Genomic DNA, 13,201 nt, shown 5'->3' with positions numbered 1-13,201 from the left:
TATAAGCAGTATTGTCCGGTAGCCATTATGCCCTGGTTGGTAACAATCTAGTAATAACCATTGCAGAGGTAGAGCGGGAGTGATAAAACCAATGCATCCGATTTTATTGTATCCGTAATGATAGGGTGGAGTTAATGAGTCAGGTATATAATTTCAGTGCTGGTCCAGCCATGTTACCAGCAGAAGTATTACGTCGTGCAGAGCAGGAACTTTGTAACTGGCATGGACTGGGAACATCTGTTATGGAAATCAGTCATCGCGGTAAAGAGTTTATGTCGGTTGCGTCTGAAGCAGAAAAAGATCTCCGGGATTTATTATCGATACCTGAAAATTACAAAGTGCTGTTCTGTCATGGTGGTGCTCGTGGTCAGTTTTCAGCTCTGCCATTAAATCTGCTTGGTGATAAAACGTCAGCAGACTATATCGTTGGCGGTTATTGGGCCGAAAGTGCAGCTAAAGAAGCCGCAAAATATTGCACACCCAATGTCATTAATATTCTTACCGAAACAGATGGCGTTAAAAGTGTGAAGCCAATGAATGAATGGGATTTGAGTAATGATGCGGCCTATGTGCATTATTGCCCTAATGAAACCATTGGTGGTATTGCTATTTTTGAAGAGCCTGATTTTGGTGATGATAAAATTGTTATTGCTGATTACTCTTCAACCATTCTTTCTGCACCAATCGATGTGAGCCGCTATGGGGTTATTTATGCAGGCGCTCAGAAAAACATCGGTCCGGCTGGGATTACCGTCGTTATTATTCGTGAAGATTTATTGGGTAAAGCCCATAAGCACACGCCATCCATTCTGGATTACACCGTGCAGGTGAACAACGATTCTATGTATAACACACCACCAACATTTGCATGGTATCTCTCTGGTATGGTGTTCAAGTGGCTGAAAGAGCAGGGTGGATTACAAGAAATCAAGAAACGCAATCATGCCAAAGCGAAATCTCTGTATCAGGCGATTGATAACAGTGATTTTTATATCAACGGTGTTGCGCCACAAAACCGCTCTATTATGAATATACCTTTCCAGTTAGCTAATCCTGCTCTCGACGGTAAGTTTTTAGAAGAAGCCTATGCGCATGGTTTGCATGCATTGAAAGGGCACAAAGTTGCCGGAGGTGCCAGAGCTTCAATTTATAATGCGATGCCTCATGAAGGGGTATTGGCATTGGTTGAGTTTATGGCTGATTTTGAACGCCGCAATGCATAATGATTTTCTTTATCGGGGGGATGAATCCCCCCGATATGAGTCTTTTAAATCGATAACTAATTAAAAATACAAGAATTACCAACCGGAGATCCTGCCGTTTATGCAATCCCTGACGTTACAACCCATCTCTCACATTCATGGAACTATTAATTTACCCGGCTCTAAAAGTGTTTCCAATCGTGCGCTGTTACTTGCTGCTCTTGCTCAGGGAACAACATGCCTGACCAATTTATTGGACAGTGATGATATTCGCCATATGCTCAATGCGTTAACAGCGCTGGGTATTTCCTATCGGTTGTCTGAAGATCGTACTACCTGTGAGGTTGATGGCATTGGTGGAGTAATAACCGATAAAAATGGGCTGGAACTGTTTTTGGGAAATGCAGGAACAGCGATGCGTCCACTGGCTGCTGCATTGTGTCTCGGAAATAATGACGTAGTGTTAACCGGTGAGCCACGGATGAAAGAGCGTCCGATTGGTCATTTAGTGGATGCTTTATGTCAGGCTGGGGCAAAAATTGACTATCTTGAACAGGAAAATTACCCACCAGTGCGAATCAGAGGTGGTTTTTCAGGTGGAAAAATGACTGTTGATGGCAGTGTTTCCAGTCAATTCCTGACCGCGTTACTGATGGCCGCTCCTTTAGCATTAAATGATAGCGAAATTGATATCAAAGGAGATTTGGTTTCTAAACCATACATTGATATTACGCTGGCATTAATGAACAGTTTCGGGGTAACTGTAGAAAACGATCACTATCAGGTTTTTCGGATCAAAGGGCAACAGAAGTATCAGTCTCCCGGGCGCTATCTGGTTGAAGGTGATGCTTCTTCCGCATCATATTTTCTTGCTGCCGCAGCAATTAAAGGCGGAACCGTGCGTGTTACAGGTATTGGTAAAAATAGTTTACAGGGTGATACAAAATTTGCCGATGTTCTGGAAAAGATGGGCGCGATCATACGTAAGGAAGATGATTTTGTGGAATGTGAACGTGGCACACTGACTGGTATCGATATGGATATGAATGCCATTCCTGATGCGGCCATGACTATCGCGACAACGGCATTGTTTGCTAAAGGTGAAACCGTTATCCGCAATATCTATAACTGGCGGGTAAAAGAGACTGATCGTCTTAATGCGATGGCAACAGAACTACGTAAAGTGGGAGCTGAAGTAGAAGAAGGGCATGATTACATTCGCATTATTCCACCAGCAAAACTTAACCATGCGGAAATTGAAACCTACAATGATCACCGGGTAGCAATGTGTTTTTCATTAGTGGCTCTTTCAGATACCCCTGTGACGATCCTTGATCCCGGCTGTACAGCCAAGACATTCCCCGATTATTTTAAGCAACTTAAATCTATCAGTGATACTCCTAGTGAAAATTGTTGATTAATGATGATGTATTTATTCCACTCATTCTCCGAGTAGGTATAATAAGCTCATATTTCTGCTGCTCACTTATTGAGCAGTGTTCTGCATTAGGTGAGTGACCTGTTTTCTGTATAGGAAAATGTTCTGTGTAGAAAAGAGCCGACAAGCGCCATGCAAAGCAAAAAGGAGGAGAATGAATGACGATAATAGCCCCGGTAATAACCGTTGATGGTCCGAGTGGTGCTGGCAAAGGAACTCTATGTCAGGCACTGGCTGAGGCATTGAATTGGCAATTACTTGACTCAGGAGCCATTTATCGCGTGCTGGCACTGGCAGCTATTCACCATCAGGTGGATATCAAGTCTGAAGATGCACTGGTTCCTCTGGCTGCAAATCTGGATGTGCGCTTTGTCCCTGCAAACGGCAGGCTCAGGGTTATTCTCGAAGGTGAAGATGTCAGTAATGAGATCCGCACTGAAGCGGTTGGCAATACCGCTTCACAGACAGCAACATTTCCTCGTGTTCGTGAAGCATTACTTCGCCGACAGAGGGCATTTCGTCTTCTTCCGGGACTGATTGCTGACGGACGTGATATGGGAACGGTTGTTTTTCCTGACGCCCCTGTGAAAATTTTTCTTGACGCAAGTGCGGAAGAACGTGCCCGCAGGCGCATGTTACAGTTGCAGGAAAATGGTTTTAGTGTTAACTTTGAAAGCCTTTTGTCCGAAATACAGGAGCGGGATTTCCGCGATCGCAATCGGGCAGTTGCGCCGTTAGTGCCTGCACAGGATGCCTTAATACTGGATTCAACCAGTATGTCTATCGAAGAAGTTATTGATAAGGCACTGAATTATGCGAGAAATACATTAGCATTAACCGTTTAGTCTGCGTATTTTCGCGTATAATGCTATTGCAACGGCACATCAAGACGATGTATATAGAATTCTGGTATGTGAGTAGTGAAATATGCTGGCATACTAAAACACCTTGTAACAGGGAATAGTTGCGAGGTATGTAAAACAACCCCATTCGGCCGGATGCTAGATGGACGTTAATTTAAAACCTTGAAGATCATTAAAATGACAGAATCTTTTGCTCAACTCTTTGAAGAATCCCTACAGACTATCGAAACTCGCCCAGGTGCAATCGTACGTGGTGTTGTAGTTGCTATCGATAAAGACGTTGTATTGGTCGACGCAGGCCTGAAATCAGAATCTGCGATTCCTGTAGAGCAATTCAAAAACGCTCAGGGCGAGCTGGAAATCCAGGTTGGCGATGAAATCGACGTAGCTCTGGATGCGGTAGAAGATGGTTTCGGTGAGACTATCCTGTCCCGTGAAAAAGCGAAACGTCATGAAGCATGGCTGATGCTGGAAAAAGCATACGAAGAAGCTGAAACTGTTACTGGTATTATCAACGGTAAAGTAAAAGGCGGCTTCACTGTAGAACTGAACGGCATCCGTGCGTTCCTGCCAGGTTCACTGGTTGACGTTCGTCCAGTTCGCGATACTGCTCACCTTGAAGGCAAAGAGCTTGAGTTCAAAGTCATCAAGCTGGATCAGAAACGCAATAACGTAGTTGTTTCCCGTCGTGCTGTTATCGAATCTGAAAACAGTGCAGAGCGTGATCAGCTGCTGGAAAACCTGCAAGAAGGCATGGAAGTTAAAGGTATCGTTAAGAACCTGACTGACTACGGTGCATTCGTTGATCTGGGCGGCGTTGATGGCCTGCTGCACATTACTGATATGGCTTGGAAGCGTGTTAAACACCCAAGCGAAATCGTCAATGTGGGCGATGAAATCACAGTTAAAGTACTGAAGTTCGACCGTGAGCGTACTCGCGTATCTCTGGGTCTGAAACAACTGGGTGAAGATCCATGGGTAGCAATCGCTAAGCGTTACCCAGAAAGTACTCGACTGACTGGTCGCGTAACTAATCTGACTGACTACGGCTGCTTCGTTGAAATCGAAGAAGGCGTTGAAGGTCTGGTACACGTTTCAGAAATGGACTGGACTAACAAAAACATCCACCCATCCAAAGTTGTTAACGTTGGTGATGTTGTGGAAGTTATGGTTCTGGATATCGATGAAGAACGTCGTCGTATCTCCCTGGGTCTGAAACAGTGTAAATCCAACCCTTGGCAGCAATTTGCTGAAACTCACAACAAAAATGATCGTGTTGAAGGTAAAATCAAGTCAATCACTGACTTCGGTATCTTCATCGGTCTGGACGGCGGCATCGACGGTCTGGTTCACCTGTCTGACATCTCCTGGAACGTTGCAGGCGAAGAAGCAGTTCGTGAATACAAAAAAGGCGACGAAATTGCTGCTGTAGTTCTGCAAGTAGATGCAGAGCGTGAGCGTATCTCTCTGGGCATTAAGCAACTGGCAGAAGATCCATTCAATAACTACCTGTCTGTAAACAAGAAAGGTGCTATTGTTAACGGTAAAGTAACTGCTGTTGATGCAAAAGGTGCTACAGTTGAATTAGCTGACGGTGTTGAAGGTTACCTGCGTGCATCAGAAGCTTCTCGTGACCGCGTTGAAGATGCAACTCAAGTTCTGAACGTTGGCGATGCAGTTGAAGCTAAATACGTTGGTGTTGATCGCAAAAACCGCGTAATCAACCTGTCTGTTCGTGCGAAAGACGAAGCTGATGAAAAAGACGCTATCGCTTCTGTGAACAAGCAAGAAGACGCAAACTTTGCTAACAACGCAATGGCTGAAGCTTTCAAAGCAGCTAAAGGCGAATAATCTAAGTCAATAACGGCGGGTAATATTTTCGGTTACGATGATATTACCCGAACACGGTAGTTTAGGGAGGTACCATGACCAAGTCTGAATTAATTGAAAGACTTGCTGAGCAACAATCTCATATGCCGGCTAAAGCCGTTGAAGATGCAGTGAAAGAAATGCTTGATCATATGGCAGAAACTCTGGCCTCCGGTGAACGTATTGAAGTTCGCGGGTTCGGCAGCTTTTCTCTTCACTACCGAGCTCCGCGTGTGGGTCGTAATCCAAAAACAGGTGATAAAGTGGAATTGGACGGTAAATACGTTCCTCACTTTAAGCCAGGTAAAGAATTACGCGACCGCGTGAATATCTATGGCGACAGCTAAGATAAAAGTTATTACTTAATTGCTACGGCACCTTAGGGTGCCGTTCTTTTTTATTATTTTTTGTTTTTGCGATTACTCTCTCACCTTCTTCATGTATGTTCTTTCATTTGAAATTAACTTGCGAAGTGTTTCCAAAATAAACTTTATCTGACTGGCCGTATTGCTTATCTTCGAATAGCCTTTCCGCATAAATGGAATTTAAATGCAGGGACCGATACGGATGCAGCAGGCTCTTCAGTTTCTTTTTTCTCCACTCTTTTCTATCTGGAGAAAACCATTATCTATTATCAGCCTAAACCAAGCAGCTATAACAGTTGTATTGGGAATGTTCCCTCTTTTATTACTTCCAGAATTACCTCAACCACGAGAAAGATTTTTCTTATCCGTAGCAGCAATTGTTTTATGGCTGATTTCTTATAAATTAGGCCGACTTATTTCGCTGATATTATGGGGGTTACTTTGGGGGTGTTGGAATGGTCACCAAATTCTGGATCAAATAACCTATTTTAGCGATGTGACAAGATCAGCAGTTATTATGGTTGACAGTGTGTCATTAAGCGAAACAGATAGAGATGAGAAGCCGCGTTATAGGGTTAGGTTAATTGAGAGTGATGGAAAATATATTTTTCCTGCTTTATATGCCTCAGTTTTATGGGCTCCTTCAATACCGCAAAATTTCCCCAAACCACTTTGTGCAGGCCAAAAATGGTTGGTCACAATGAAACTCAGAGCTGTTCATGCCCAATTAAATCAAGGAGGTTATGATAGCCAACGTTATGCTCTATCAATCCGCCAGCCGCTTAATGGCAAAATTACTAAAGCGAATTTATTGGATGATACTTGTAGTGTAAGGCAGAGATTAATCTATAAACTGATCCCGGAAATACACTCTTTGAAACATTCTGGTATTGCTCTTGCACTTACATTTGGTGAAAGAGCATGGTTGGAGAAACAAACTCGATTATTGTTACAGCAAACGGGAATTGCGCATTTGATGGCGATTTCAGGGTTACATGTTGCGATAGCGAGTTTATTTGGCTGGGCTTTTGCCAGAGGAATTCAGTTCTTGCTTCCCGCACCGTGGGTTGGATTTCGTTTCCCGCTTCTTGTCGGATGGCTAACTGCAATGTTATATGGATGGCTTTCCGGCTGGGGGCTTCCTGCTATCCGGGCAATGCTAGGGTTAACAGTCTGGATTTATTTACGTTGCAGGAATCATTTTTGTTTTTCATGGCAGTGGGTTTTATGGAGTGCTGCGCTGATTTTGCTTTTTGACCCACTGGCAATTCTCTCTGACAGTTTTTGGCTTTCATTCTTTGCAGTTGTAGCACTGTTATTCTGGTTTCATTGGATGCCTTTGCCTGAAAGGATCCGTTATGGATGGCGCTGGGTCTGGTTGCGTGGATTACATATGCAATCGGGAATGATGCTAATGTTAATGCCGTTACAACTCTTGCTATTTCAGGGGATCAATATTGCATCATTAATCGCGAATTTATGGGCTGTCCCGATAATCTCTTTTCTGACAGTTCCGCTGATTATGTTGATATTATTGAGTGTCTTATTACCTTTTGACCAGTTTATTCAGCCATTTTTCTGGCAATGGGTTGATTACACTATTTCGTTTGCTTTAATGCCCTTGCCTGCGTTTGTTCATTCATGGACTGAAACAGGCCATATTCCTTTCTTCATCACTTTTGCCGGCTGGATGTCCGTTGTTATCTGGCGTTTTGGCTGGTGGAAATCATATATCGGGCTGTTATGTGCTTTTGCCGGAATGACGTTCTGTTATTTTAAGCGTGATGATGGATACCTATGGCGTTTTTCCATGTTGGATGTTGGTCATGGTTTGGCTATTGTTATTGATAAAGGAGGAAAGGCGATTTTATTCGATACAGGAAACCGCTGGGAGACGGGGAGTATGGCGGAAAAAGTTATCCAGCCTTACCTGCGTTGGCATCAACTAACGCCTGAACAAATTATCCTGAGCCATGATCATCTGGATCATGCGGGAGGAATGGAGTACCTGCATAAAAAAAATCCGGATATTCATATTCGCAGCCCTTCCAGTAAATCAGAACATTTACCCTGTGTTCGTGGTGAACAATGGGAATGGCAGGGATTAACTTTTCGGGTTCTCTGGCCACCGGAAAAGGCAGAAAATGTGGGTAATAATCAATCTTGTGTTATCCGCATTGATGATGGACAGTATAGTTTATTATTAACAGGTGATTTGGAGAAACAGGCAGAATATCAGTTGATCAGGCTTGAAAAGGAAAATCTTAATTCGACTGTCTTACAGGTTCCCCATCATGGGAGCAATACTTCCTCTACAGCGGCATTTATACGTAGAGTCAGGCCTGAATATGCTTTAACTTCAGTGGCACGCTATAGTCCTTGGAAACTTCCTTCAATAAAAGTAAAGGACCGCTATAAAAATTCAGAAATTCAATGGAATAGCACAGCAGTTTCAGGCCAGATTACTGGTTATGTTTATCATGGTCACATTAAATTAGAAAGATACCGACAACAGTTAATGTCACGGTGGTATCATCAGTGGTTTGGTATTCGCGGTGATCATGAGTAGAATAAGCCGCTATTTCTTTTGGTTTTGGTAACTCAATAATGAATGATAAAGACCTTTCTACCTGGCAGACCTTTCGCCGACTATGGCCGATCATCACACCATTTAAGGCCGGATTGTTAGTTGCGGCGGTTGCGCTAGTTATAAATGCTGCCGGTGATACATTGATGCTTTCTTTGTTAAAGCCTTTACTTGATGAGGGATTTGGCAAGGCAGACATGAGTGTATTGAAATGGATGCCACTGGTGGTTATCGGGCTGATGCTTATGCGTGGCATATCTGGGTTTGTATCAAGTTATTGTATCTCCTGGGTTTCCGGTAAAGTTGTGATGCAGATGCGCCGTCGTTTGTTCAACCATATGATGGGCATGCCAGTCGCTTTTTTTGACCAGCAATCTACGGGGACGCTACTTTCCCGTATTACCTATGATTCAGAGCAGGTTGCATCTTCCTCCTCCGGTGCGCTGGTGACTGTTGTCAGGGAAGGGGCATCAATTATCGGCCTTTTTGCACTGATGTTTTATTACAGTTGGGAACTGTCTTTGATCCTGATTGTTATTGCTCCGATTGTTGCGGGAGTTATTCGTCTGGTTTCTGTACGTTTTCGTCGTATCAGTAAAAATATGCAAAACAGTATGGGAATGGTGACAACCAGCGCAGAACAAATGCTGAAAGGCCACAAAGAGGTTTTAATCTTTGGCGGTCAGAAAGTTGAAACTCAGCGCTTTAATAAAGTCAGTAATCATATGCGTCAGCAGGGAATGAAAATGGTTTCCGCTGATTCGGTTTCAGATCCTATTATCCAGCTTATCGCTTCATTTGCTCTGGCATTTATCCTGTACGCTGCCAGCTTTCCGGAAATTATGGGCGCACTGACTGCGGGTAAAATTACAGTTGTATTCTCATCCATGATTGCTTTAATGCGCCCGCTGAAATCACTGACTAACGTTAATGCACAATTCCAGCGTGGTATGGCAGCCTGCCAGACGTTATTCACTATTCTGGATATGGAGCAGGAAAAAGATGACGGAAAGCGTGAAATTAAAAAAGCGAAAGGTGATCTTGAATTCCGTGATGTGACTTTCTGTTATCCAACCAAAGATAATCCTGCGCTGAAAAATATTTCTATGGAAATTCCGGCAGGCAAAACTATTGCTTTGGTCGGTCGTTCTGGTTCGGGTAAATCAACAATTGCCAATCTCCTGACCCGTTTTTATGACGTCAGTGAAGGAAGTATTTCGCTGGATGGTCATGATTTACGTGAGTATACATTATCTTCTTTACGTAATCAGATAGCGCTGGTATCGCAAAACGTACATTTGTTCAATGATACCGTGGCTAACAACATAGCTTATGCCAGCGAAGGACAGTTCAGTCGTGAAGAAATTGAACGTGCGGCAGAAATGGCTTACGCAATGGACTTTATCAAGAAACTGGATAACGGCCTTGATACTATGATTGGCGAGAATGGCGTTCTGCTTTCTGGTGGGCAACGTCAGCGTATTGCCATTGCCCGTGCTTTACTGCGTGATTCTCCTATCTTGATTTTGGATGAGGCAACTTCGGCACTGGATACGGAATCTGAACGCGCGATTCAGGCTGCACTGGATGAATTGCAGAAAAACAGAACTTCTCTGGTAATTGCACACCGCCTCTCTACTATTGAAAGTGCTGATGAAATTATTGTTATTGAAGATGGCAATATTATTGAGAGAGGCAATCATACCGTTCTGTTGGAGAAAAATGGTGCATATGCTCAGCTTCATCGAATGCAGTTTGGCCTATGATTGAGCACATTTGGTCGGGTCGTTCATGGCTCTATATCCTGTTATTACCACTATCAGCCCTTTATGGGCTGGTGAGTGGCTTACGTAAGCTGGGCTATAAGTCAGGGTTATTCCGTTCATGGAAAGCCTCCGTTCCTGTTGTCATCGTCGGTAATTTAACTGCCGGAGGCAATGGAAAAACACCGGTAGTTATCTGGCTGGTGGAACATTTACAGCAGAAAGGTTATAGGGTAGGTGTTGTTTCCCGTGGTTATGGCGGGAAATCTGAACACTACCCTTTGCTGGTAACGGATGAGGTAACTACTGGTCAGGCAGGTGATGAGCCGGTTTTAATTCATCGTCGCACAGGTGCCCCAGTTGCAGTTGCGCCAAAACGTATTGATGCAGTCAAAAAACTATTGAAGCATTCTTCCCTTGATATTGTTATCACAGATGATGGTCTCCAGCATTATGCTTTACAGCGTGATTATGAAATCGTTGTGATTGATGGTGCTCGCCGTTTCGGTAATGGTTATTGGTTACCTGCAGGGCCGATGCGGGAGCTTTCAGGGCGCTTAAATACCGTAAATACCATTATCGTTAACGGTGGAACAGCAGAAACCGGTGAATTACCGATGACGTTAAAAGGAGAAATGGCCGTTAATCTCCTGACCGGAGAAAAGCGAAAAATCAGCGGTATTCCCAATGCCGTTGCAATGGCGGGGATTGGTCATCCACCTCGTTTTTTTGCTGCATTGCAGCAATTAGGCGTAGATTTGCAGGCGACACATGCATTTGCTGATCATCAGGCTTATGAAAAGGTACAGCTATTAGCTTTAACCAATACTGGGCAGAATTTACTGATGACGGAAAAAGATGCTGTCAAATGTGCTTGGTTTGCGCAGGATAATTGGTGGTATTTACCGGTATCAGCTTACTTTCCGGAAGCTCAGGAGGAAAAGTTTCTGGATGAAATTTGTGGCTTAATCCCTCAGCCGATAAAGGGAAAAACATAACGGCAGTTATTCTCGGATTTGTGTCTTTTATTTCATGAAGCTCAGAATATTGCCGATAACGCCGTAACGTCAGGCAAATATTAAATAAAACAACAGAGTTAACGGTGATACATCGCTTGTGGTATTCTGAGCCACATTAAACTTCAAAAACCCGTCATTTGGGGGATGTATGGATCACCGTTTACTCGAAATCATCGCTTGTCCGGTATGTCATGGCAAACTCAGTTACGATAAAGAAAACTTTGAGCTGATTTGTAAAATTGACCGTCTCGCTTTTCCTTTCCGTGATGGTATTCCTGTGCTGCTGGAGCATGAAGCACGTGCTTTACCAACAGAGGAAAAGAAATAATTTATGTTTACAGTCATTATCCCCGCACGTTTTGCTTCATCCCGCCTGCCCGGAAAGCCGTTGGCTGATATTCATGGTAAGCCGATGATTGTGCGGGTTATGGAGCGTGCTATCCGTTCCGGTGCCGGTCGCGTGATTGTAGCCACAGATAATCAGGCTGTTTTTGATGCAGTCACTGCTGCGGGTGGTGAAGCCTGTATGACCAGTGAAAATCATCATTCAGGCACAGAGCGTCTGGCAGAGGTTATTGATAAATACCAATTCGCTGATGATGAAATTATTGTCAATGTTCAGGGCGATGAGCCACTTATTCCTGAGCAAATCATCAAGCAGGTTGCTGATAATCTGGCAGGGAGTGATGCAGGTATGGCAACACTCGCAGTTCAGATCCAGAATGCAGAAGAAGCATTTAATCCGAATGCCGTAAAAGTGGTTATGGATGCTCAGGGTTATGCTCTCTATTTTTCTCGTGCAACTATTCCGTGGGAACGGGATCGTTTTATGTACTCCAAAGAGACTATCGGGGATAATTTCCTGCGTCATATTGGGATTTATGCATACAGAGCCGGGTTTATACGCCGCTATGTGCAGTGGGAACCCAGCCCACTGGAAAATATCGAAATGCTTGAACAACTGCGAGTACTTTGGTATGGGGAAAAAATTCATGTAGCGAAAGCATTACAGGCTCCGGGAGCTGGAGTCGACACACCGGAAGATTTGGAAGCAGTCAGAAAAACTTTTGCGGCCTGATACAAAAAATAACAAAACAGAGTAATAGCAATTAGGCGATTAAGTTCGCCTAATTTTTTCTGGCTACTCAGCAACAACCCGTATAATTAATTCCTACTCTCACTCTTTTCATTTTTATCTGTACCGGAAGGTTTAATTGCCTGCCAGATACTACCCAGAGTTTCATACCATGCTCGCTCCGTGTGAGAAAAATAATAAGGTGACGGAATATATTTTTCCCAGTTATACAGTGGCGTTGTGACTGCTAGCTGATTTGCCGGGCCGGGAATAGGGTGCATACCACGTTGTTCAAAGAATTTCAGTGAACGGGCCATATGGTTTGCGGATGTAACCAGAATAAAAGGTTGCTGACCAATAATCTTTTCGACTTCGGCTGCTTCTTCCTCTGTATCCAGCGGATTTTTTAATGCTATCGTGTCAGCTACAGGAACCCCCAGTGATTGTGCTACCATAGCCGCGATTTCAGCACTGCTGATTGAATTAACCCCCTTACCACCGGTAAAAATCATTTTAGCGCCGGGGTTAAGACGGTATAAGCGAATACCTTCGGTTACTCTGGGCAGGCTATTGCTGATAAGGTTGGCACTGGGTGCCCATTTGGGGTTATAAGTGAAGCCGCCGCCAAGAACAACAATGTATTTTACCGCAGATGCGTGTATCGCATCTGGCTCGTAACGTTGAGTATATTTTCCTTCGACAGGGAGTAGTAAGTTATCTGCAACAGGCTGTAAACTCAATAAAAGCAGGGTAAGCCAGCTTAGTGAAAGAATTGTTTTCCCTGTTTTTTGCCATCGGGTAAACCACAGCAGGAATAAAGCGATGAAAGCGATTAAAATGATTAAAGGGAGCGGCATTAATAGCGCACCAACGTATTTTTTTAGCAGAAATAGCATCAACTGGCCTTAATCTGATTGAATTATCACCGCACAGGGGTAAATTCAAGGGTAAAAGTAGTGAATTTACCGATTACTGTGCCAGAATAACGGTAGTAAAAATAGCACTAGGCACTATCTATAC

At 43.7% G+C, this 13,201-nt stretch carries 11 protein-coding genes; 10 read left to right on the top strand and 1 reads right to left on the bottom strand.

Annotation, left to right across the window (positions count from 1 at the left end):
* Nucleotides 1-134 precede the first annotated feature (134 nt).
* The 10 genes from serC to kdsB all read left to right on the top strand — a co-directional run bounded on the left by serC (nt 135) and on the right by kdsB (nt 12,184).
* Nucleotides 135-1,223: a 3-phosphoserine/phosphohydroxythreonine transaminase gene (serC, locus tag Xsto_RS02710; protein WP_099124023.1), complete on the top strand. Its 1,089-nt coding sequence runs from the start codon at nt 135-137 to the stop codon at nt 1,221-1,223.
* 100 nt (nt 1,224-1,323) lie between these two features.
* Complete coding sequence (aroA, locus tag Xsto_RS02705) at nt 1,324-2,619, top strand: 3-phosphoshikimate 1-carboxyvinyltransferase (protein WP_099124022.1); 1,296 nt, start codon at nt 1,324-1,326, stop codon at nt 2,617-2,619.
* Between the two features lie 179 nt (nt 2,620-2,798).
* Nucleotides 2,799-3,485 carry a (d)CMP kinase gene (gene cmk / locus Xsto_RS02700; protein ID WP_099110698.1) on the top strand — a complete coding sequence of 229 codons (687 nt, stop codon included), beginning with the start codon at nt 2,799-2,801 and terminating at the stop codon, nt 3,483-3,485.
* Nucleotides 3,486-3,680: 195 nt separating this feature from the next.
* The gene (rpsA, locus tag Xsto_RS02695) at nt 3,681-5,354 is read left to right on the top strand and encodes a 30S ribosomal protein S1 (RefSeq protein WP_099110699.1); all 1,674 of its coding nucleotides are present in this window, start codon (nt 3,681-3,683) and stop codon (nt 5,352-5,354) included.
* 74 nt (nt 5,355-5,428) lie between these two features.
* Entirely contained in the window at nt 5,429-5,719 is a 291-nt protein-coding gene (gene ihfB / locus Xsto_RS02690; protein ID WP_099110700.1) for an integration host factor subunit beta, read from the top strand.
* Nucleotides 5,720-5,921: 202 nt separating this feature from the next.
* Entirely contained in the window at nt 5,922-8,306 is a 2,385-nt protein-coding gene (locus tag Xsto_RS02685) for a ComEC family protein (RefSeq protein WP_244590328.1), read from the top strand.
* Between the two features lie 35 nt (nt 8,307-8,341).
* Entirely contained in the window at nt 8,342-10,090 is a 1,749-nt protein-coding gene (gene msbA, locus Xsto_RS02680) for a lipid A ABC transporter ATP-binding protein/permease MsbA (protein ID WP_099110701.1), read from the top strand.
* A complete protein-coding gene (lpxK, locus tag Xsto_RS02675; RefSeq protein WP_099124020.1) occupies nt 10,087-11,085 on the top strand; it encodes a tetraacyldisaccharide 4'-kinase in 999 nt (332 codons plus the stop codon). The genes msbA and lpxK overlap by 4 nt, the downstream gene beginning before the upstream one ends.
* A gap of 169 nt (nt 11,086-11,254) precedes the next feature.
* Entirely contained in the window at nt 11,255-11,434 is a 180-nt protein-coding gene (locus Xsto_RS02670; protein WP_099110703.1) for a Trm112 family protein, read from the top strand.
* A gap of 3 nt (nt 11,435-11,437) precedes the next feature.
* A complete protein-coding gene (kdsB, locus tag Xsto_RS02665) occupies nt 11,438-12,184 on the top strand; it encodes a 3-deoxy-manno-octulosonate cytidylyltransferase (protein WP_099124019.1) in 747 nt (248 codons plus the stop codon).
* Nucleotides 12,185-12,270: 86 nt separating this feature from the next.
* Here the strand turns inward: kdsB and elyC are convergent, their stop codons facing one another.
* Nucleotides 12,271-13,077, bottom strand: a complete 807-nt coding sequence (gene elyC / locus Xsto_RS02660; protein ID WP_099124018.1) for an envelope biogenesis factor ElyC — start codon at nt 13,075-13,077, stop codon at nt 12,271-12,273.
* Nucleotides 13,078-13,201 lie beyond the last annotated feature (124 nt).

The sequence above is a fragment of the Xenorhabdus stockiae genome, assembly GCF_002632825.1.
Taxonomy (GTDB): domain Bacteria; phylum Pseudomonadota; class Gammaproteobacteria; order Enterobacterales; family Enterobacteriaceae; genus Xenorhabdus; species Xenorhabdus stockiae.
This window is presented reverse-complemented; position numbering and strand designations above follow the sequence as displayed.